This is a genomic window from Kordiimonas sp. (assembly GCF_965216265.1).
GTDB lineage: Bacteria > Pseudomonadota > Alphaproteobacteria > Sphingomonadales > Kordiimonadaceae > Kordiimonas.
The window spans coordinates 17916-37755 of record NZ_OZ244153.1 but is presented as its reverse complement, the minus strand read 5'-3'; the positions used below and the strand labels follow the sequence as shown (position 1 = coordinate 37755).

The window sequence follows — 19840 nt, the reverse complement described above, 5'->3', positions numbered from 1 at the left end:
AACCATAATCCGGTGCTCTGGTAAATAGTGCTTTCTGGGTTTGCGTCTCAGGGATGCTTTAGGTATTGTAGCGACCAATTCGCGGGCACGTGTTCGCGGTTAATTGTATTAATAGGTGCCGCCTCCAGGTGTATGAGAGGCGGCTTTGTCTGGGGAGTATAGTGTGTCGGACCTGAATTCCGATCTTCTCACGCAGGAAGTCGATGATGAGGTGCGCCGTGAGCGCATGCTTAATCTTTGGAAAGCATACGGCAAATACCTGATTGGTATTGCTGTGGGTATTGTTGTGCTTGTAGCAGGTAACGAGGGCTATAAAGCCTACGTTAAATCTGTTGAAAGTGCGTATTCAACCGCTTTCGAGGCAGCGCGAGAAGCATCACTTGAAGAAGGCGCGGATGCGCTGGCTATCTGGGAAGCGGCGCTTCCTGAACTGGGTTCCGGTTACGGCGTGCCTGCGAGGCTCCACCTTGCAAGCGCTGCGATCACGGCGGGTGACTACCCGCGTGCGCTCACAGCCTATGAAACCCTTGCCGCAGACAGTAAAGCAGAGCCCGCCATGCGCGACTTTGCGACACTTCAGGCAGGCATGCTTTTGGCTGGAAAGCTTGAAGATGCAGATGCCGCTCGTGGCCAGCTTTCAACGATCGCAGTTAAAGGCAAAGCCTGGTATTTTTCAGCGCAAGAGCAATTGGCGCTGCTTGACCTGCAGGCCGGTGATCTGGACGCTGCGCTGAATAAGTTCACGCTGTTGGCTGACGACGCAGAAACCCCGCAAAGTATTCAGGCTCGCGCTTCACAGTTCCGCAACTTTGTTGAAGCTCAGCAGGCTGCTGCTTCACCAACGGTAGAAGTTACACCGGAAGGCGAAAGTGTCGCTGACGAAGATAGTGCAGAAGAAGGAGAGGCGCATTGAAATCGCCCGCAGGTATGAACACGACACTTCGCAACGGCATACTGCTCGCTTTGACGGTGGCACTTGCTGCTTGTAGCGGGAATAGTAAAAAGCCACGCAACAAATATGATGATGAGGGCAGGGAGCGTATTCCAATCCTGAGCTCTACCCAGACACTCAGCGCTGATAGCGCGATTTCTGGCCTATCTATCGTGCTTCCAAGGCCTTACCGCAACGGTAACTGGGCGATTGTGGGCGGCAACGCCTCACACCGCGTGCAGCATCTGGCACTCGGAGATACACTTTCTGTCGCTTGGCGCCGCAAAATTGGCGCTGGCAACGACAAGTATGAACGTATGATTTCTGGCCCTGTTGCTGCAGAGGGACGTGTGTACGCGGTTGATGTTAAGGGTGGTGTTACAGCAGTATCCCTCTCTGACGGCCGCGAGATCTGGAACAACAAGCTTGATGACAATGATGAGCGCAGCGATGTCGGCTTTGGTGGCGGCGCGGCGTTCTCCGGTGGTAAGCTGTTTGTAACCTCTGGCTATGGTTTCCTTGTGGCGCTTGATGCTGCAAGCGGACGCGAACTGTGGCGCTATAAGGGCGTTGTTCCGTTCAGAGGGGCGCCGACGGCGAGCGGTAACCGTGTTTTTGCGATCACCCACGACAACCAGATGCTGGCGTTTAACGCCAATGATGGTTCCCCAATTTGGGATCAGGTTGGTATTGCGGAAACTGCCGGCATGCTTGGCGCTGCTACACCGGCGTTTGATGGCACAGCCCTTGTCGCAGCCCTTTCTTCCGGTGAGTTGATCGCCCTTCGCGGAGCAAACGGGCGTATCCTGTGGCAGGATGCGCTTTCGTCCTCCCGCCGCCTGACGCCGCTTGCGACACTTTCGGATATTGACGGTGAGCCCGTGATCGATCGCGGTAAGGTATATGCTGTCAGCCACGCAGGTAGCATGGTCGCGATTGATATGCGGACCGGTGAACGCTCATGGGAAGCAGATATTGCTGGCGTTAATATGCCGTGGGTTGCGGGTGATTTTGCTTTTGTGACCACGATTGACAGCCAAGTTGTTGCTGTATCCCTTGGGGATGGGCGCGTGCGCTGGGTAAGCCAGCTCCAGCGCTTCATGGACCAGGAGAAGCGCAGGGACCTTATCAAGTGGAACGGCCCGGTACTGGCGGGAGACCGCCTTCTGGTAACCAGTTCACATGGGTATGCGCTAAGCCTTTCACCCTATACGGGTGAAGTGCTGAGCGGTGTTGAACTGCCAGCGGGTAGTTCTGTGGCCCCAATTGTTGTGGACGGCACCTTTATCGTGCTGACAGATTCCGGTGAACTGGTTGCTTACCGCTAAGGCAACCAGCACCCTTTAGGCCAAGCTGAAAGAAAAAGTCATGGGCTTTACAATTGCCATTGTTGGTCGTCCCAACGTTGGGAAATCGACGTTGTTCAACCGTCTGGTTGGTAAAAAAATTGCCATTGTTGACGACACGCCTGGCGTGACACGCGACCGCAGGCATGCTGACGGCCGTATTGCAGACCTTGAGTTCGAAATTATCGACACTGCTGGGCTTGAAGAGGGCGAAGTGGGCTCGCTTCCTGACCGGATGCGCCGCCAGACCGAACAAGCGCTCAAGGAAGCAGACATTGCGCTGATGCTTTATGATGCGCGTGCCGGTGTAACCAGCATGGACGAGCATTTTGCCTTGTGGCTTCGGCGCGGCAACAAGCCGGTGATCCTCGCGGCCAACAAATGCGAAGGCAACGCGGTAATCGATAATATCTATGAAGCATACAGCCTTGGTCTTGGTGAGCCGATTGGCCTATCAGCTGAACATGGCGAAGGCCTGGGTGAACTATATGCCGCGATTGTCGAGGCGCTTAAAGAACAGGGCATTGACCCCTATGAGGGCGAGAATGACGGATCTGCCGACCGGCAGCGCGGTGCTGATAGTGGTCCGGAAGAAGGGGATATGGACTATGAGTTCACCGACCCTGAAGATGAAACCGAAGAAATCAGGCCTCTGAGGCTCGCTATCGTCGGCCGTCCGAACGCCGGCAAATCAACTCTCATCAACGCTCTTGTTGGTGAAGACCGCTTGATCACCGGCCCTGAAGCGGGGCTGACGCGGGATTCGATTGCGGTTGATTGGGAATGGGACGGGCTTCCCGTCAAGCTGTTTGATACGGCTGGACTTCGCAGGCGTGCGCGCGTCACCGAGAAGCTAGAGAAGCTCTCCGTGGCTGACACACTTCGGGCCGTTCAGTTCGCGGAAGTAGTTGTTCTGCTGCTGGATGCAGAGGTAGGTATTGAGAAACAAGACCTCAAGATCGCCGAGAAGGTGGTTGACGAAGGCCGTGCGCTCATTATAGCTCTCAACAAGTGGGATGCGGTTGATGACCGGCTTGAGACACAACGCCAACTTAAAGACGCATTAACCCGCAGCCTGCCACAGCTTAAGGGCGTTAAGGTTGTTAATTTCTCAGCGCTTACTGAGGCTGGTATTCACAAGATGATGCCCGCTGTGGCTGAAGCCTATGAAATCTGGAATGCACGCATTCCCACATCCGCCTTCAACCAGTGGCTTACCGATACGCTGGAGAAACACCCCGCACCGTCTGTTGCTGGCCGCCGGATCAAAATCCGTTATGGCGCGCAGATCAAAACTCGTCCACCGACCTTTTTGATGTTCTGTAACCGCCCGGATGACCTGCCGGACAGTTACAAGCGCTATCTGGAAAACGAGCTTCGGCGGGATTTTGACCTGCCCGGCGCGCCAATCCGTATCTTGCTCAAGAAGGGGAAGAACCCCTATGAGAGCAGGCGCAAAAAGAGATAGCCTGCGTTCTCTTTGTTTTGACGTGGGCTAATTGCGCATTATTATCATGCGTTATGAAACATATTCTCTGGGGACTTTTGGGTTTGGCCTTCGTGAACGCTACCGTGTTTGCGGATGAGAGCTCTATAACCTTTGCCACCGACTGGAAAGCGCAAGCTGAACACGGTGGTTTTTATCAAGCATTGGCAAAGGGTTATTATGCTGAGCGCGGCCTGAAGGTAGCTATCAGGCCCGGTGGTCCGCAGACAGATAACCCTCGCCTTATGGCGGCTGGCGCCCTTGAGATTGCTATTGCATCCAATAATTTTCAGCCGCTAAACCTGATCGCTGCGGGCGCTGAGGTGAAGGCGGTGATGACGTCTTTCCAGAAAGACCCGCAAATACTGATGATTCACCCGGACGTTAAGGCCACCAATGTGGCTGAGCTCAAGGGTATGCCAGTATTCATCTCTGATAGCGCAGTTGCTACCTTCTGGCCCTGGTTGCAGGCCCGGTTTGGCTTCGAGGATAGTCAGGTCAGAAAATATACATATTCGTTGGCGCCGTGGCTCGTGAACAAAAATACGGTGCAGGAGGGATATCTCTCATCGGAACCCTATACGGCGGGGCAGGCGGGTGTTGTGCCGAAGATATTCCTGTTTGCGGATGCTGGCTATCCCGGGTACGCGGGTATGGTGATGGTGCGCACAGATTATCTGGAAAAGAACCGCGCCACTGTACAGGCTTTTGTTGAAGCCAGCATCCTGGGTTGGCAGGACTACATCTGGGGTGACCCCGCGCCAGGTAATGCCTTGATCCTCAAAGATAATGATGAGATGACGCCCGAGCTGATTGCATATGCAATTGAGGCCATGAAGCAGAACAATATGCTCGGCCCCCGTGAGCAAGTAGGTGGCATGACAGACGCACGCTGGAAGCAGTTTTATGACGAGATGTCTGCGCTCGATATCGTATCTAAAGGTGTTAATGTAAAAGATGCCTATACGCTGGAGTTCCTGCCCAATGAAGGCAAGCGCTGATGCTGGCGGTTGACGCTCTCAACTTCGCTTATCCTGACGACCCGGCGCACGTGGTGCGTGACCTTTCCTTCACCTTGGGGCAGGGCGAGATTGTCTCGCTTCTTGGACCAAGTGGCTGCGGAAAATCAACCGTGCTCAGGCTGGTTGCAGGCCTGCTGAATGCTCAGTCCGGAAGCGTGACGTGGCCACACGGTCAAAAGCATCTCGCGTTTGTATTCCAAGATGCGGCGCTAATGCCGTGGGCGACGGTTGAAGATAACATTCTCCTGCCCCTCAGTCTGAAGGGCGATCAAGATCATGAACTCGCTCTGCAGTTGCTGGAGACCGTGGGCCTGAAGGGATACGGGGACCGCTTTCCGCATAAACTGTCAGGTGGGCAGCGCATGCGGGTATCTATCGCCCGCGCGCTTGTGGCAAAGCCTGAGCTGTTGCTTCTGGATGAGCCCTTCGCAGCCCTTGATGAGATATTGCGTTTCCAGATGAATGAAATGCTGTTGAAGCTGCGTAGGAAGCAGGGCTGGGCGGCAATATTCGTGACCCACAGCGTTTATGAAGCAGCGTATCTATCTGACCGTGTTTTTGTAATGAAAAATGGTCGATTATCAGGTGAAGTTAAACCAAAACTTGATAGAAGCAGGCCTTCATTCGATCAGCGCAGCTCCAAGGAATTCAGCGTGGCTGTGAGCGAAATATCCAAACTGCTGGAGACGAGGCGATGAAGAAGATACTTCTGCCGCTGGTTGCTTTAGCCGTAATCCTTCTGTTTTGGCATTTCACGGTCGTGCTGGGCAATGTGCCCAAATTTATCCTGCCCGCGCCGTGGGACGTGCTCGTGGCGCTGGTGGACAATTTCACTACCTTCTTTTGGGCTGCAACGGCGACACTGAAGGTAACGCTGTTGGCGTTGGCCGGCGCGGTTATCAGCGGTGTGTTGCTGGCGCTGGCCTTCAGCCTGAGCCGGACGCTCGAGATGACCGTCTACCCTTACGCCGTGGTATTACAGGTAACGCCTATCGTCTCGATCGCGCCGCTGGTGCTGATCTGGGTGGGCATAGACCATGTTGAGCGCGCCTTGATCATCATTGCATGGCTTGCGGCCTTCTTTCCGATTCTGGCAAATATGTCTGCGGGCCTGAGAGCGGTAGACCCACACCTTAGTGACCTTTTCAAGTTATACGGCGCCAGCCGCTGGCAACGTTTCTGGCGGCTGTTGTGGCCAACGGCCATGCCCTATCTTCTGGCCAGCCTCAAGGTAAGTGGTGGCTTTGCACTGATTGGCGCTGTAGTGGCTGAATTTGTGGCCGGATCGGGTGGTGCAACTGGGCTGGCGTGGCGCATCCTGGAAGCCGGAAACCGCCTGCAGGTTGAGAAGATGTTCGCGGGTCTTATTCTCTTGAGTCTTCTCGGTGTGGCAATCTTCTATAGTTTTGTGGCGCTGGAGCGTTGGGTGCTTAGGTACCGGCAGTAAAAGATGGCTTCGTGGCTACAGCTGAAACGTTTTGGCGTGCGGCATATTGCCATTTGATGCACAAACACTTGCCCGTGGAACCGGAAAAGGCTAGCACAGCGCCATGATGATCCAGACGAATGATAGAGACCGTCGTGCCGTCGGCATTTGGCTGCTGTTTATGGCCTTCACCGTGTTTGTGATGGTGGTGGTTGGGGGCGCAACGCGGTTGACGGAATCCGGCTTGTCAATCGTGGATTGGCGCCCGGTCACTGGCGTGCTGCCACCGATTGGTGATGAGGCTTGGCAGGCCGAGTTTGCCAAATATCAGACAAGCCCGGAGTTTAAGCTCAAAAACTACCACATGAGCATCGATGACTTTAAAGGCATCTTTTACTGGGAATGGGCGCATCGGCTGCTTGGGCGTCTGATAGGCCTGTTTTTCTTTGTGCCGATGGTCTGGTTCTGGGCCAAGGGGCGGGTGCCTGAGGGCTATAAGCCGCGCCTGGCGGTGCTGTTTATACTGGGCGGGCTGCAAGGCTTGCTCGGCTGGTATATGGTCAAGTCCGGCCTTGTTGACGAACCTGCTGTAAGCCATTACCGCCTGACCGCACATCTATCGCTGGCGCTCTTGATATTTGCAGCCTTGTTCTGGACGGCGCTTTCGCTGTTAAGACCAACGGCAGAGGGCGGCCCCAAACTGCTAAAGCGCCTGTCTCACGTGTTTGCACTCACGCTCGTACTGCAAATTGTGATGGGTGCTCTGGTTGCGGGGCTGAAAGCCGGGCATATATTCAACACATGGCCTTTGATGGGCGATAGCTTCATGCCAGAGGGCTTGACGACCATGGAGCCGGTGTGGCGGAACTTTGTCGACAATGCCGTAACCACACAGTTTGATCACCGGATTGGTGCCTACATCCTGTCCGTATTGGTGATAGGCATTGTGCTAGCGGCACGCAACGCCACACCAGCGGTGAGAAGGGCGGCAGCGTTTCTTGTGGCCACTGTCGTCATGCAGATGACACTCGGTATCGTGATGCTTCTCTTGGAAGTGCCGGTATCGTGGGGTACAGCCCACCAGGGCGGCGGTGCCGTCGTCTTGGCTGCAACTTTATATTTAATGCATCTACTTAGGGGGAGACCGGTTTGATGAGTGAGAACCACGAGTTTGTTACCATTTATGTGATGGCGGAAAGCGAAGACGTTGCTGTGCATATCTCAACGGCGCTGGTGAAAGAAAAGCTTGTAGCTTGCGCGAACGTGAACGCGGGAACGCGTTCGATCTATGAGTGGAACGGTATTATCCAGCTGGACAACGAGATTACCGTTTTCATGAAGACACATGTCAGCAAGCTTGAAGATGCGATTAAGCGCATCAAAGAAATGCACAGTTATGAAGTGCCCTGTATTACGGCAACACCTATCGTTGGCGCTAATCAGGATTATCTGGAGTGGGTGCGCAGACAGGTAGGCCTCTAGGGCGCTTGCAGCCAGAGATTATAGATCGCGGCATCTCGGAGGCCTGCAGCCCCTATATGCAGTGTTCCATGCTCAAGGATAAGGGCGCGGCCATTGCCGCGCTCACCCCATAGATCCCCTTTCAGAAAAACGGTCATACCGTCTTTGACGCCGTATGTTTTGGCTTTGGCGGGCATGGCGTATTTGATCCAGGCTTCACCTTCGGTGATCTGGCCAATATCTACTATCCACGCATCATGCTCGGGTTGATCGCCTATATAGCCACCCCACGGTGCTTGCCACTCAGCGCCGGTAAGGAAGGCTGGAACCAGAACAAGGCTGCTTTCTGCTTTATTGCCTGCCTCAAATGTATCGTTAAACCAGCTGTCGGCACATATCAGCACAGAGAATTTCCGGCCGGCACCTTCAAACACCGGCTGCGCTTTTGCCGGGAAGGGTGTGATGAAGCCGCGTTCGGCCAGGATAGGGTGGCTTTTGCGCACTGCGTCTTCAAGCGGTTTACCATCAGGGCCAAACACAAAGCTCGCATTGAAGATGGGCCCATGCCCGTATGAGAGGCCCTCATCATATATACCAGCCGTCATCAGTGCGGCGGAACCTGCAATGAGCGTCACGCCATACTCTTTCGCCAGGCCGCCAAATACATCTTCAATGTTGCGAGAGAGCACACCGGCGCGAGACCGGAACAGCGCTGCGGCCCAAGGGTCCCCGTCATCAAAGATAAAAAGGCTTTTGATAGCCTCAATAGGTTCACTCGCCAGCAGGCGCAAGAGCGGTAGCGTGGTGCCCTCCGCGCTATAGACGCGACTACCCACATCAGTTGCTATCAGCCAGGTGGCCAGATGCTCAGGCAGCAGCACAATGGTATCGGCTGTGAACCAACCTTTGGCGCGTGCGGCATCCATGTAGCCAGAAATCTTGGCTTTGAAGCGCTCGGCCGTTGCATAATCAAGCGGTTCCATCACCGGCTCGATCCCCACAACATTACCGGCCCCCACGTTCTCACCAAAGCTTTCGCTCTGAGTAAGGTGGAGGGTAGGGGGATGGACGAAATTTGGTTTGAAACCCGGCCAAAAAACAAAGCCCGAGGCGATGATGAGCATCGTGAGCGTGAGCAGTTTTTTCTTGTGGCGCATCATTCTGCACTGACGGGAATATGGGCCCAGGCGTCTGTGTTGGGTATGCCGTCAAGGACTTGGGCCAGCTCAAAAGCGGCATTGGCACGGCTTTCCAGCCCTTTCTGAAATTCCTGCCAGGCAGGAGTTTCATCGTCGCCTGCATAGATATCCGTGAGGGTCATGCCGTGGTCTCGGCCAAACTCGATATAAAAGAGGATCACTTCCCCTTTGCGGCTGTCATCCGTGATGGTGAGCGAACGCCACATCAGCCAGTCTTGAGGAACGGTATACTCGTTTTTTTCCAGGAGCGCCGCGGTGCCAGCCGCCTCGCCAGCCGGGTTTTCACTTCGTGAGGCAACCATATCAAAGGCGTATGCATTGCTGCGCCAGCGATAGCCTGCAACCTCAGGGCTTTTTGTAAGGTCGTAATTATAGGTTTCATCATTGTCGGCGTGGAAGGCCTCAAACTGAACGATGAAAAGGCGTTTGACCTCTTCCCCTGCGGTTTCGCCGTACACAATTCTCTCACCGGCGGCCTTGTTGTCAATTGAAATCGGGTGCCTGCCAATCATGTGAAGAGCGTCGTCAGCCAACCTTATCGCGAGGGCAGGGCTGTCGGGAGAAACGATCATCGTCTCTTTGGTGCGGTTTGCCTCGGCCGCCGCATCATTCGCTTTGAGGGGGGGGCCGTGAAGAGTGGCAAGGAAGGATAGTGCCAGAAGGAGGTTCCGAAGTGTCGATGCAGATAAGAACCGGTGTTGTGTCATCGGTTGTTTCCTCGCCTAATATAATGCTGGTCGGCGCCGTCCGCCGACCAGCTTATAAGCGAGATGATATCAGGCGTCAGAAAGGCGAACAACCTGCTTGCCAAAGTTGTTGCCCTTCAGCACATCCATAAAGGCTTGCGGTGCGTTCTCAACACCTTCAGCCACACTTTCGCGGTACTTGAGCTTGCCTTCCTTAAGCCAGCCAGCGCCAACACCAATCCATTCTTTACAGAGCTCAGGATAGTTGAACACAATAAAGCCCTGCATCTTGACGCTGCGGCCAACCAGAACCGCAAGGTTGCGGGGGCCGGGGGGCATATCGTCCAGCGTAGCGTTATAAAGCGAGATCATGCCGCAGAGCGCCACACGGCTGTTGAAGTTGAGATTGTTGATCACGGCCTCAAGCACAGGGCCGCCTACGTTCTCAAAATATACGTCAATGCCTTTGGGGTTGCTGTCACGCACCGCCTTGTAAACATCATCTTTTTTGTAGTTGAAGGCAGCGTCGAAGCCGAGTTCCTCTTTGAGGTATGCGACCTTGTCGTCAGTGCCCGCGCTCCCTGCTACATGGCAGCCCATGTTCTTACCGATCTGGCCAACAACCTGGCCAACTGCGCCTGAGGCTGCGGAAACAAAGAGCTGTTCGCCGTCCTTGAGGCCAGCAACGCCTTTGAGGCCGACATAAGCTGTCATGCCCGGCATGCCGAGGATGCCAAGATAGTAGGAGAGGGGCGCGAGATCAGGGTCAACCGGCTGGAACCCTTCGCCGTTGGTGGTCATATAGTTTGCCCAAAGGCCCATGCCGGTCACATAAGTACCGACCGGGAACTTGCCGCCATTGGACGCGATAACCTTGCCCACGATGCCCGCCTGCAGCGGTTCACCAATCTGAAACGGGGGTACATAGCTCTTCACATCGTTCATACGGCCACGCATGTAGGGGTCAACTGACATGTAGATTGTCTCAAGCAGGACCTCGCCCATCGCAGGTTCAGGAACCGCAGCCTCTGCAAGTTTGAAGTTGTCCGCGGTTACCCAGCCGTTCGGGCGGCTACTCAGAAGGATCTGTTTGTTGCTCATGGTTTTGGTCCCTTGATTTGAACTTTGCTCCCCCTTGATATGGGGCGAGGGTGGGGAGGCGGCAAGAAATGACGAATTTATATGGGGTATTTATATACCGCTTTTTTAGATGGTTGTTTTTATTGGATAATTTCGACATGCACATGTAAAAAACCGTTTGACAGTTTGCTAAATATGCCTATATTCCGCGCCAATGTGATGACGGCGTCTGTTTTGCCGCATCCGTTTAGTTTTAACACTGGCCTGCGGCTCACAAAAGCCAAAGGCGGTAACCGAGGCATAATTGCGATGAAAACGTATTCCGCAAAACCTTCGGAGATCGAAAAGAAATGGCTGATCGTTGACGCAGAGGACGTAGTTCTTGGTCGTCTGGCTCAGGCCATCGCTGTTGTTCTCCGTGGGAAGCACAAGCCCACGTACACTCCGCACATGGATTGCGGTGACAACGTGATTGTTATCAACGCTGAAAAAGTGAAGCTGACCGGCCGGAAAATGGCTGACAAGGTTTACTACCGTCACACAGGTCACCCTGGTGGTATTAAGTCTGCAACTGCAGGCGAGATCCTCAGTGGTCGTTTCCCTGAGCGTGTGGTTGAGAAAGCGATTGAGCGTATGATCCCTAAGGGTCCGCTTGGCCGTCAGCAAATGCGCAATCTTCGCGTTTATGCAGGCGGTGATCACCCGCACACTGCACAGGACCCTGAAGTTCTGGACGTTGGCGCAATGAACCCGAAAAATAAGAGGTAAGCGACATGGCCGACCTTCAAGACCTTAAAGAAATCACCGGTGCGGCTGACGCTGCTGTGGTGGAAGCTGCTGAAGAGCGCAAGCCTGTCGTTGACGATCAGGGCCGTTCTTACGCAACTGGTAAGCGTAAAGACGCTGTTGCCCGCGTTTGGGTGAAGCCGGGTTCCGGTAAAGTGACCGTAAATGGTCGCGACCAGGAAGCTTACTTCGCACGTCCAACACTGCGTCTCATCGTGAACCAGCCTTTCCAAGTTGCTGGCCGCGAAAACCAGTATGACGTTATTGCAACTGTTAAAGGCGGCGGCCTCTCTGGCCAGGCTGGTGCGGTAAAGCACGGTATTTCCAAAGCGCTTCAGCTTGCTGAGCCTGAGCTTCGCGGCTCGCTCAAAGCTGCTGGCTTCCTGACCCGCGATAGCCGGGTTGTTGAACGGAAGAAATACGGCCGCGCGAAAGCTCGTCGTTCGTTCCAGTTCTCCAAGCGTTAAGCGCAAACGAGTTTTTGTTTCGAGTATTCAAAAATTCTGTATCGAGTACAAAAGGCCGTCCCTCGGGGCGGCCTTTTGCTTTGCAGGGCACACACCTTTATCGCTTCTTTATAAGTCGCCCACTTAGATCAGGCAGATCATTGATGCCGGGCCGCCTAGCATGCTCTCAAACAACTATATGAGGGCTGAATAATGGTTAGGAACTCTAAGCTTATCTGTGCGCTGCTAGGCAGCGTATTTGTATTGCAAGCTTGCTCAACTGACCCCTATACGGGCGAGAAAAAAGTCTCAAACACTGCCATTGGCGCGGCCATCGGGGCTGCGGCGGGTGCTGTGGGCGGCGTGATTGTCGGGGGTTCCAACAAACGCAAAGCCGCCCTTATTGGCGCAGGCATCGGTGCGCTTGCGGGTGGTGGTGTTGGTTTTTATATGGACCAACAGGAAGCCAAACTCCGCCGCCAGCTTCAAGGCACGGGCGTACAGGTCGTCCGGGACGGGGATAATATCATCCTCAACATGCCCGGCAATATTACCTTTGCGACCGACAGCACGGCGGTAAACGCGAGCTTTATGGAGGTATTACACTCCGTCTCGCTAGTTTTGGACGAATACGACAAAACCTATGTGGACGTGATGGGGCATACCGATTCCACTGGTTCTGACAGCTATAACATGCAGCTCTCGCAAGGGCGGGCGCAGTCTGTGGCCAGCGTTCTCACGCAAAAGGGTGTTGACCCGGTGCGCCTTGTGGTTCGCGGGTATGGTGAACAGCACCCCATCGCCAGCAATGAAACTTCATCAGGCCGGGCGCAAAACCGCCGGGTGGAAATAGCACTCTCACCAGTGGTGGAATAGCGGGTATTTACAGGCGGGTTTTGGTCCGCCTTTACATTCCCCGATTTAGTACTTTCGTTGACTGCGGCACATAAGTGTGATGAATGTCAGCGATTGTGTCAAAAGTCGGGGTGATGGTAATGGATATTGGTGTCCCAATCAGGGAACTAGGCAAGGTTGAATGCGGCGCCCTCATTGAGCGTGTTAACACATTGGACCCACAAGTGTGGGACCTGTGCGATATCCGCCAAAAGAAGTACGATATTCATCGCCATACCAAATCCATCGTCATGATATTTTCAGAGGGCTGGCCGGACATCAGGCTGGCGCGTTATCCCGGTTGGGACGTGCTTGCCAAGTTTGCCATGCCAATTATCGAGAAGGTTGTCGCTGCAAACTATAAGCCTGGCGGCGCTATCATCCGGGCGATGGTCGCTAATCTTGTTAAAGGCGGCATGATTGAGGAACACTATGATGCAGCGCCGTCTTTTGCTGTGGGGCACCGCATCCATGTACCGCTTTGTACCAACGCTGACGTCACGTTCACCATCGACGGAGACCCGTATAAACTGGAAGTTGGAAAAGCGTATGAGCTCAACAATCTTGTCGACCACGGTGTCGTGAACGAGGGAGTTGAAGACAGGTATCACCTCATCTTCGATTATGTTCCCCCTCAACCCAAGATGACAAAGGTCTGATCTTTACCTCTAGTGGTCGTGTCCGCAATCCGGGCCATGCACATGACCATGATCATGGTGATGATGGTCATGACCGCATCCGGGGCCATGTACGTGGTTCTTCATCTGTTTAATGTATTTCTGCATCTTCTTGAGCAGTAGGTCGCGCTTCATCTTGGATAGGTGATCGAGGTATGTTTTGCCGTCAAGGTAATCGATCTCGTGCTGCAAAACGGTGGCGAGCCAACCATCCGCATCAATTTCGTGCCGCGTGCCTTCCATATCCAGATACGCGAGCCGGATGGCATCAGGCCGGGTAATCTCGGCCGAGATGCCGGGAAAGCTGAGCGACGCTTCTTCATGTGTTGAGGTCGCGTCTGACCGCCACAGGATTTCAGGGTTAATGCAAACCATTGGCTCACGGCGGCCTTCAGGCTGCAGGTCAAGAACCACAATACGCTTCAAAAGCCCCACCATGTTCGCGGCGATGCCAATACCCCGGTTTTCATACATGATATCCAGCATTTGGGCCGTGAGCACCCGAATGTCGTCATTTACGTCCTCAACAGGCAGGGCTTTCTGCCGGAACACTGGGTTTGGGGCGGTCACTAGGCTTAGCGTGGTCATATCAAAGATACCTCAAAAAATTATCGGCTAGAAATACCTTCATCATCATAAAAATGCCAGCGCCGTTTTACGTACTTCACGTGCGGTAACAGGCCGTTCTGCGATACGTGGCATTTTGTGATCACATTTTTGTTGCGTGCTGCTATGTCTCGGCGCAGATTTCACTTCTGATTCTCGAATGAAGAGGAGCGCGCCATGAGTGCCAAAGGTGTTTTGAACTTCCGTGATACCGACCCAGAGTTGGAAAATGGCCCCGTTGCAGCTGAAAAGCTGATCTCCGGTAGTCCGCAACAACAGACCGAAAACGTTTACACCAGCAAGTCGGAACGCTTTTTTTCCGGCTATTGGTCCTCCACCAAGGGGAAATGGCATGTAGACTATGCGGACGAAGAAGAATTTTGCCACTTGCTAGAAGGCGAGGTGGAGCTCGTTGATGCCGACGGCCGCGCAAGCCGCTTCAAAGCGGGTGACAGGTTTACCATTTCTGCGGGTTTCAAAGGCACCTGGGAGACAATCAAGGATTGCCGAAAGCTCTATGTCATTGCATTAATGGGATAATAATGACAATCGCCGAGGGTTGTGAAATACTCCCCACCGGAATTCAAAGATAAGGAGAGCAGGCATGAAACGGCTGATAGTTGCGTTGATGTTGGGTATCACTTTACCGGCAGTGGCCGCGTTCGCGGATGATGGCACGCCGTCAACAGCGGGCACAGAAGTCTACATCATCAGCCCGATGGATGGCGAAAGCCTGAAAAGCCCAATCACTGTTCGTTTTGGCTTGAAGGGCATGGGCATCGCACCTGCTGGGGTAGAGAAAGAAGGCACTGGCCATCACCATTTGATTATCGATACCGACCTGCCGCCGCTTGATGAAAATATCCCGATGGATGACCAGCATATCCACTTTGGTGGCGGCCAGACGGAAACAACGATAGAGCTGAGCCCCGGTAAACATACGCTTCAATTGCTTCTGGGCGATCAAAACCACATCCCCCACAGCCCTGCGGTGACATCCAAAAAAATCACCATCACGATCGTGGAATAATCACGGTCGTTAGGTGCCAGGCTCTGTCCTTTCTGTGAACTTGGTGGGTGTGACGGGAGTCCAGTGAACCGGGCCGTCGGGTTTCACCGGCAAAGGTTTGTTCGGATGGCTTGCGAAGGTTTTACTGCGCATATAACAAAGTACTTCAGCCTCCTCGGAGCCACCACATTGCCGCTTATGCAAATCCTCAACTACGGGCGAGACAATTTGCCAGTCTCCGCTTTGATTGACCCGATCGGCAAATGTTTCGACCTCAGCGTTAAGGTTTGCGTATTGCTGCTCATAGTCTGTGTTCAGATAGGCAACAACCAACCTGTTGGCATCACCTGAGGGCATGTCATTGAGGATGTATTGGATATGCGTTTGTATCGCTGCGGCGCAGGCAAGCCATACCTCAACACTTTCAACAAAGCGGGGGACGGTGCGCCTTAACGGTTTTAGGGGCGAGCTGCCGCGTACCTTTGCTGGTGCGGTTGGCGTTTGTCCACAAAGCTCAACGAGACCCGGGATTTTGGCTAACGCTGCATCCTTATTGCTGAAGGAGCTGAATCCGTAAGCTGGGCTTGAGAGGAGAGATAAGGCCATAGCCGCCGCAATCAGTTTCATACGCGCTCCCCATAACTCACCAGCAAACACTTAGCAAGGTTACAAGGTCGCGTCGTATTCGCAAGTCATAATTGCATTGATACAAGCATATAGGCGGTGGAAATTTTTTCTTCATCAGCTTCCGATATCTGCCTAAGCTGATGCCGGAAGAAACAACACACAGGGAAATCTTCTCATGCCACATTTGGTAGTTGAATACAGCCGGGACGTTGAGGCCCACACAGAGATATCCAGCCTATTGCAAGCGGCCCACGAGGGCGCGCTTGGGTCTGGGCTTTTCGGCGCTGAGGATATCAAGGTCCGTGCATATCCATGCGATCACAGCCTTGTAGGTGGCAAAAGCGGCACTTCTATCCATGTTACAGTATATTTGCTGTCTGGCAGGGATCAGGCCGCCCAAAAAGCACTGGCGGAAGCTGTTCGGAGCCATATTGAAGGGCTGGATTTGCCGCTTCAATCACTGAGTGTTGATTGTCGTGACATGGACCGTTCCGTTTATACAAAGGTGGTACGTTAAAAAGCTGGTACGCTAAAGCGTGGGGGCTTCAAAAAGAATAGACTTCCAGGGGGAACAGATGAAATTCAAAACACTCACTTGCACAGCCATTCTGGCTCAAGCGCTTGCAGGCGGAACCTTCGCCGATGGGCATGTAGACCCGCCGGTTGAGGTGCAGCGCCTTCACGGCATGGTGGCAGACGTGTCAGCAGACCGTATAGAAGCCGATATCCGCAAGCTTGTCAGCTTTGGCACCCGGCATACGCTTTCCGACACAGAATCAGACACGCGCGGCATTGGCGCGGCGCGGCGTTGGATTGAAGAAGAATTCAAGCGCATCTCTGAGGGGTGTGAAGCCAAACTTGAGGTTTACACCGTCGCTGACACCGTCACCGGCAAACGCATCCCTGAACCCACCGAGGTTGTTAGCGTGATTGCTATTCAGCGTGGCATCCTTGACCCTGACCGTGTTGTGATGATGTCGGGCGACATTGATAGTCGCATCTCCGACCCGCTGAACGGTGTGGACGATTCGCCCGGTGCCAACGACAACGCCTCCGGCATGGCAGGGACGATCGAGGCCGCGCGTGTTCTGTGCCAAACCAAATTCCCCGGCACGATTGTTTATGCAGGCCTTTCAGGAGAAGAGCAGGGCCTTTACGGCGGTGAAATCCTGGCTCGCCACGCTCGGGAGAAAGGCTGGCGCATGATGGGAGTGCTCAATAACGACATGATCGGCAACATTGAGGGCATCAACGGTGTCATCAATAATACCACGGCACGGGTGTTCTCTGAAGGCACGCGGGTCACTGAAACCGCAGAGGAAGCGCGGGTGCGTCGTTTTTCCGGCGGTGAGGTAGACAGCCCAAGCCGTAATATCGCGCGCCTTGTCGACCGTCTGGCTGACGGCTATATCCCCAACCTTGATGTAATGATGATCTACCGGCTGGACCGGTTTGGCCGTGGTGGTCACCACCGGCCGTTCAATGAAGCGGGCTGGCCAGGTGTGCGCATCATGGAAACCAACGAACATTATGACCGCCAGCATCAGGATATCCGTACAGAAAACGGCATTGCCTACGGCGATGTGATTGAAGGCGTGGACTTTGACTATGCCGCGAAGCTGACATCGCTCAATGTGGTGACATTGGCGTCGATGGCTGGTGCGCCGCCGTTCCCGAGCGACGTGAAGCTTGAGGGCGCCGTGCAGCCATCAACCACCATCAGCTGGAACGTGCCGGGTGATGAGCGCCAGCAGGCGAACCTCAAGGGCTTTCGTATCTATTGGCGGCTGACAACCGACGCTCAATGGCGCTGGAGCCATTTTGTGCCTGCGGATGCGCGCTCTCACACGCTCGAGAATGTGGTGATCGACAATTATTTCTTTGGTGTGGCCTCTGTTGCCAACGACGGGCTCGAAAGCCCTGTTGTGTTTCCGGGGCCGATGGGCGCGTTTGAAAGGCCAGAAGCCACTGAGTAATCGCGCTTTCCTGACGTAGTTGTGACATGACGGCCAGTGGTATCCTCGGGTATCACTGGTCAACTGCAATTTAAAAGAGGCTATCCGTGCGTCTGCTGAAATCCCTTATCGCGGCTGTTGCCGTTTTCATGATGCTGAACGTAACCGTTCAAGCCGCGCCGCTGGCTGAGATTGAAGCCAGTCATAGCACGCTGCGCATCTACAGCGAGTTGGACGGCCTGAAGCCCTATAACAGGCAGTGGCTGGCGGTTGAGATCACACCAAGGGACGGTTGGCATAGTTACTGGAAAAACCCGGGCGATAGCGGTGCAGCGCCTATCCTTGACTGGAAACAGGGCAGCTACGCAGAGGCTATGATCTTTAGCGAGCCACTTTTCCCAACACCAAAGCTTATCCCTGTAGGGCCGCTTGCCAATTATGGCTATGACGGCGCGAGTGTGTTGCTGGTGGAGATGCTGACGGGCGACACGAGCGCAGCCATCACACTGGAAGCCGAATGGCTGATCTGTGAGGTGGAATGTGTTCCGCAGTTTGGTACACTTGACTTCAGCCTGCCTAGAAAAGACGACGCGTCGCTTGGCGATGAGGCGCTACTTTTCAGCGATGCGCGCGCCAAAATGCCCGAACCACCATATTGGGGTGGCCTGTTGAGCGTTGAGGGAACGTCGTCAACGCTGACCGTTTATGCTGACAAGGCTGATATGCCAACGCTCGAAAAGGCGGCCTTTTTTGCGGGGCATGAAGGTGTTTTGAATTACGCCACACCTCAAAACTGGTTTTGGGGCGAAAAGGGACTGGTGATTGAGCTGCCGCGGGACGCAGGTGCCCCGACGCCGAAAGCCGCAGATGGCTTGCTTTTTTTGACAAGCATGCAGGGTGAAACCACGGCCTATAAGCTCGACCCGATGCTCAAAATCGCATTGGAGAATACACGCCACACCGCCGCCACAAAAACCGACACACTTTTGCCTACAGAAAGCATGCCAGTGTGGCGCGCGGCGCTCTTTGCGCTCCTCGGCGGTTTGATCCTGAATTTGATGCCTTGTGTGTTCCCGATCCTCTCGCTGAAGGCCTTCTCGTTCATCTCGGCCAACTATAAAACCGAAGCCAAACGCCGGTTTGAGGGCGTTGCTTACACGCTGGGTATTTGGGTCAGCTTCATGGCGATTGTGGCGGTTCTCTTGGCTTTACGCGCGGGCGGCGCTGCCATCGGCTGGGGTTTTCAGCTACAGGAACCGTTGTTTGTGGCCCTTATGGTGCTTCTGATGACGCTGGTGGCGCTCTCGCTTTCCGGCATGTTTGATATCCGGCTTGGTATTGAGGGTGCAGGGCAGGGCTTTGCATCACGCGAAGGGGCACAAGGCGCGTTCTTCAAGGGCGTGCTGGCAGCACTTGTTGCAACGCCGTGCACCGCGCCCCTGATGGCTCCCGCTATCGGCTTTGCGCTAACCCAGCCTATTATAACGGTTTTTGTCGTCTTCAGCTTGCTTGCGGTTGGCATGGCGCTGCCATTTCTGGCGCTTGCCTTCATCCCGGCTGTGGCCCGGGTCATGCCAAAACCGGGTGCCTGGATGGAAAAGATGAAGGAGGCGCTAGCCTTCCCGATGTATCTGACAGCGGCGTGGCTTCTTTATATCTTCGATCGGCAGTTGGGTGCGGTTGCGACCTTCCTGCTGCTGGTCGGGCTGGTGATTTGCATTTTTGGTGTTTGGCTTGCCAAACAAGGGCAGGGGCGAGTCCTTAAAGCTTTTGCGCTGCTCGTGATTCTTGGCAGTATAGGCTTTGTTGCCAGCAAACCCTGGGCCAGCCTGCTGGAAAGCGGGAGCGAGGCCAGCGAAGCAGAGCTCGCCTACTCAGGGGAGACCCTGGCGGCCCTTAGGGCCGAGGGCAAGCCTGTGTTCGTATATTTCACCGCAGACTGGTGCATCACCTGTAAAGTGAATGAAAAAGTTGTCTTGATGACGGATGATATTCAGCAACTGTTTAAAGACAAGGGTATCACCGTCCTCAAGGGGGACTGGACCAACAGAAATGCAGAGATCGCAGGCGTTCTAGCCAACTATGGCCGCGCAGGCGTACCGCTTTATCTTTATTATGCGCCGGGATCGAAGGACGCAGTATTGCTGCCTGAAATCCTGACACCTGGCGCTGTTCATGACGCTATAAGCTAGAGGAGCAAGTG

22 protein-coding genes are annotated in these 19840 nt (G+C 54.3%); 17 read left to right on the top strand and 5 right to left on the bottom strand.

The genetic code is table 11. From position 1 onward, the window contains the following. Window positions 1–163 precede the first annotated feature (163 nt). From ACOOGA_RS00215 to cutA, 8 genes are all read left to right on the top strand, one after another. Window positions 164–913 (top strand): tetratricopeptide repeat protein, encoded by a 750-nt coding sequence (locus tag ACOOGA_RS00215; protein WP_417460769.1) that lies wholly within the window; start codon window positions 164–166, stop codon window positions 911–913. Window positions 914–927: 14 nt separating this feature from the next. Next, window positions 928–2259: a PQQ-binding-like beta-propeller repeat protein gene (locus ACOOGA_RS00210; protein ID WP_420429281.1), complete on the top strand. Its 1332-nt coding sequence runs from the start codon at window positions 928–930 to the stop codon at window positions 2257–2259. Between the two features lie 40 nt (window positions 2260–2299). Then, window positions 2300–3745 carry a ribosome biogenesis GTPase Der gene (gene der / locus ACOOGA_RS00205; protein WP_417460767.1) on the top strand — a complete coding sequence of 482 codons (1446 nt, stop codon included), beginning with the start codon at window positions 2300–2302 and terminating at the stop codon, window positions 3743–3745. Between the two features lie 53 nt (window positions 3746–3798). Beyond that, entirely contained in the window at window positions 3799–4764 is a 966-nt protein-coding gene (locus ACOOGA_RS00200; protein ID WP_420429279.1) for an ABC transporter substrate-binding protein, read from the top strand. After that, window positions 4764–5483, top strand: coding sequence for an ABC transporter ATP-binding protein (locus tag ACOOGA_RS00195; RefSeq protein ID WP_417460765.1), 720 nt, complete (start codon window positions 4764–4766; stop codon window positions 5481–5483). Before ACOOGA_RS00200 ends, ACOOGA_RS00195 begins: the two co-directional genes overlap by 1 nt. Further along, complete coding sequence (locus ACOOGA_RS00190) at window positions 5480–6232, top strand: ABC transporter permease (RefSeq protein WP_417460764.1); 753 nt, start codon at window positions 5480–5482, stop codon at window positions 6230–6232. The genes ACOOGA_RS00195 and ACOOGA_RS00190 overlap by 4 nt, the downstream gene beginning before the upstream one ends. A gap of 103 nt (window positions 6233–6335) precedes the next feature. Beyond that, the gene (locus ACOOGA_RS00185) at window positions 6336–7364 is read left to right on the top strand and encodes a COX15/CtaA family protein (RefSeq protein WP_417460763.1); all 1029 of its coding nucleotides are present in this window, start codon (window positions 6336–6338) and stop codon (window positions 7362–7364) included. Then, window positions 7364–7693 carry a divalent-cation tolerance protein CutA gene (gene cutA / locus ACOOGA_RS00180; protein ID WP_417460762.1) on the top strand — a complete coding sequence of 110 codons (330 nt, stop codon included), beginning with the start codon at window positions 7364–7366 and terminating at the stop codon, window positions 7691–7693. The genes ACOOGA_RS00185 and cutA overlap by 1 nt, the downstream gene beginning before the upstream one ends. On the opposite strand, the gene ACOOGA_RS00175 is transcribed toward cutA, so the two are convergent. The 3 genes from ACOOGA_RS00175 to ACOOGA_RS00165 form a co-directional block, all read right to left on the bottom strand. Further along, window positions 7690–8832, bottom strand: a complete 1143-nt coding sequence (locus tag ACOOGA_RS00175; protein ID WP_420429277.1) for a hypothetical protein — start codon at window positions 8830–8832, stop codon at window positions 7690–7692. The genes cutA and ACOOGA_RS00175 overlap by 4 nt on opposite strands. Next, window positions 8829–9578, bottom strand: coding sequence for a hypothetical protein (locus tag ACOOGA_RS00170; protein ID WP_417460760.1), 750 nt, complete (start codon window positions 9576–9578; stop codon window positions 8829–8831). Before ACOOGA_RS00170 ends, ACOOGA_RS00175 begins: the two co-directional genes overlap by 4 nt. 69 nt (window positions 9579–9647) lie before the next feature. Next, window positions 9648–10658: an NADP-dependent oxidoreductase gene (locus tag ACOOGA_RS00165; protein WP_417460759.1), complete on the bottom strand. Its 1011-nt coding sequence runs from the start codon at window positions 10656–10658 to the stop codon at window positions 9648–9650. A 288-nt stretch (window positions 10659–10946) separates the two neighbouring features. On the opposite strand from ACOOGA_RS00165, the gene rplM reads away from it, so the two are divergent. The 4 genes from rplM (at window position 10947) to ACOOGA_RS00145 (ending at window position 13422) form a co-directional block, all read left to right on the top strand. Beyond that, window positions 10947–11405, top strand: coding sequence for a 50S ribosomal protein L13 (gene rplM, locus ACOOGA_RS00160; RefSeq protein ID WP_417460758.1), 459 nt, complete (start codon window positions 10947–10949; stop codon window positions 11403–11405). A gap of 5 nt (window positions 11406–11410) precedes the next feature. Beyond that, on the top strand, window positions 11411–11890 hold the full coding sequence (gene rpsI, locus ACOOGA_RS00155) for a 30S ribosomal protein S9 (protein WP_417460757.1): 480 nt from the start codon (window positions 11411–11413) through the stop codon (window positions 11888–11890). 192 nt (window positions 11891–12082) lie between these two features. After that, window positions 12083–12745 carry an OmpA family protein gene (locus tag ACOOGA_RS00150; protein WP_417460756.1) on the top strand — a complete coding sequence of 221 codons (663 nt, stop codon included), beginning with the start codon at window positions 12083–12085 and terminating at the stop codon, window positions 12743–12745. Window positions 12746–12828: 83 nt separating this feature from the next. Then, window positions 12829–13422, top strand: a complete 594-nt coding sequence (locus ACOOGA_RS00145) for an aspartyl/asparaginyl beta-hydroxylase domain-containing protein (protein ID WP_417460755.1) — start codon at window positions 12829–12831, stop codon at window positions 13420–13422. A 9-nt stretch (window positions 13423–13431) separates the two neighbouring features. Here ACOOGA_RS00145 and def read toward each other — a convergent pair whose 3' ends face one another. Then, window positions 13432–14028 carry a peptide deformylase gene (gene def / locus ACOOGA_RS00140; protein WP_417460754.1) on the bottom strand — a complete coding sequence of 199 codons (597 nt, stop codon included), beginning with the start codon at window positions 14026–14028 and terminating at the stop codon, window positions 13432–13434. 195 nt (window positions 14029–14223) lie between these two features. On the opposite strand from def, the gene ACOOGA_RS00135 reads away from it, so the two are divergent. Both ACOOGA_RS00135 and ACOOGA_RS00130 read left to right on the top strand, forming a co-directional pair. Beyond that, a complete protein-coding gene (locus tag ACOOGA_RS00135; protein ID WP_417460753.1) occupies window positions 14224–14586 on the top strand; it encodes a cupin domain-containing protein in 363 nt (120 codons plus the stop codon). Window positions 14587–14650: 64 nt separating this feature from the next. Beyond that, a complete protein-coding gene (locus ACOOGA_RS00130; RefSeq protein ID WP_417460752.1) occupies window positions 14651–15076 on the top strand; it encodes a DUF4399 domain-containing protein in 426 nt (141 codons plus the stop codon). 9 nt (window positions 15077–15085) lie between these two features. On the opposite strand, the gene ACOOGA_RS00125 is transcribed toward ACOOGA_RS00130, so the two are convergent. Continuing rightward, a complete protein-coding gene (locus tag ACOOGA_RS00125) occupies window positions 15086–15682 on the bottom strand; it encodes a hypothetical protein (protein ID WP_417460751.1) in 597 nt (198 codons plus the stop codon). 175 nt (window positions 15683–15857) lie between these two features. Between ACOOGA_RS00125 and ACOOGA_RS00120 the strand changes: the two genes are divergently transcribed. The 3 genes from ACOOGA_RS00120 to ACOOGA_RS00110 all read left to right on the top strand — a co-directional run bounded on the left by ACOOGA_RS00120 (window position 15858) and on the right by ACOOGA_RS00110 (window position 19829). Next, complete coding sequence (locus ACOOGA_RS00120) at window positions 15858–16199, top strand: 5-carboxymethyl-2-hydroxymuconate Delta-isomerase (protein WP_417460750.1); 342 nt, start codon at window positions 15858–15860, stop codon at window positions 16197–16199. 58 nt (window positions 16200–16257) lie between these two features. Then, window positions 16258–17658 (top strand): M28 family metallopeptidase, encoded by a 1401-nt coding sequence (locus ACOOGA_RS00115; protein ID WP_417460749.1) that lies wholly within the window; start codon window positions 16258–16260, stop codon window positions 17656–17658. 86 nt (window positions 17659–17744) lie between these two features. Further along, the gene (locus ACOOGA_RS00110; RefSeq protein ID WP_417460748.1) at window positions 17745–19829 is read left to right on the top strand and encodes a protein-disulfide reductase DsbD family protein; all 2085 of its coding nucleotides are present in this window, start codon (window positions 17745–17747) and stop codon (window positions 19827–19829) included. Window positions 19830–19840 lie beyond the last annotated feature (11 nt).

Coding starts and splice junctions, on each gene's coding strand:
- ACOOGA_RS00210 (WP_420429281.1), top strand. CDS start 928: ATGAACACGACACTTCGCAACGGCATACTGCTCGCTTTGACGGTGGCA.
- der (WP_417460767.1), top strand. CDS start 2,300: ATGGGCTTTACAATTGCCATTGTTGGTCGTCCCAACGTTGGGAAATCG.
- ACOOGA_RS00200 (WP_420429279.1), top strand. CDS start 3,799: ATGAAACATATTCTCTGGGGACTTTTGGGTTTGGCCTTCGTGAACGCT.
- ACOOGA_RS00195 (WP_417460765.1), top strand. CDS start 4,764: ATGCTGGCGGTTGACGCTCTCAACTTCGCTTATCCTGACGACCCGGCG.
- ACOOGA_RS00190 (WP_417460764.1), top strand. CDS start 5,480: ATGAAGAAGATACTTCTGCCGCTGGTTGCTTTAGCCGTAATCCTTCTG.
- ACOOGA_RS00185 (WP_417460763.1), top strand. CDS start 6,336: ATGATGATCCAGACGAATGATAGAGACCGTCGTGCCGTCGGCATTTGG.
- cutA (WP_417460762.1), top strand. CDS start 7,364: ATGAGTGAGAACCACGAGTTTGTTACCATTTATGTGATGGCGGAAAGC.
- ACOOGA_RS00175 (WP_420429277.1), bottom strand. CDS start 8,832: ATGATGCGCCACAAGAAAAAACTGCTCACGCTCACGATGCTCATCATC.
- ACOOGA_RS00170 (WP_417460760.1), bottom strand. CDS start 9,578: ATGACACAACACCGGTTCTTATCTGCATCGACACTTCGGAACCTCCTT.
- ACOOGA_RS00165 (WP_417460759.1), bottom strand. CDS start 10,658: ATGAGCAACAAACAGATCCTTCTGAGTAGCCGCCCGAACGGCTGGGTA.
- rplM (WP_417460758.1), top strand. CDS start 10,947: ATGAAAACGTATTCCGCAAAACCTTCGGAGATCGAAAAGAAATGGCTG.
- rpsI (WP_417460757.1), top strand. CDS start 11,411: ATGGCCGACCTTCAAGACCTTAAAGAAATCACCGGTGCGGCTGACGCT.
- ACOOGA_RS00150 (WP_417460756.1), top strand. CDS start 12,083: ATGGTTAGGAACTCTAAGCTTATCTGTGCGCTGCTAGGCAGCGTATTT.
- ACOOGA_RS00145 (WP_417460755.1), top strand. CDS start 12,829: ATGTCAGCGATTGTGTCAAAAGTCGGGGTGATGGTAATGGATATTGGT.
- def (WP_417460754.1), bottom strand. CDS start 14,028: ATGACCACGCTAAGCCTAGTGACCGCCCCAAACCCAGTGTTCCGGCAG.
- ACOOGA_RS00135 (WP_417460753.1), top strand. CDS start 14,224: ATGAGTGCCAAAGGTGTTTTGAACTTCCGTGATACCGACCCAGAGTTG.
- ACOOGA_RS00130 (WP_417460752.1), top strand. CDS start 14,651: ATGAAACGGCTGATAGTTGCGTTGATGTTGGGTATCACTTTACCGGCA.
- ACOOGA_RS00125 (WP_417460751.1), bottom strand. CDS start 15,682: ATGAAACTGATTGCGGCGGCTATGGCCTTATCTCTCCTCTCAAGCCCA.
- ACOOGA_RS00120 (WP_417460750.1), top strand. CDS start 15,858: ATGCCACATTTGGTAGTTGAATACAGCCGGGACGTTGAGGCCCACACA.
- ACOOGA_RS00115 (WP_417460749.1), top strand. CDS start 16,258: ATGAAATTCAAAACACTCACTTGCACAGCCATTCTGGCTCAAGCGCTT.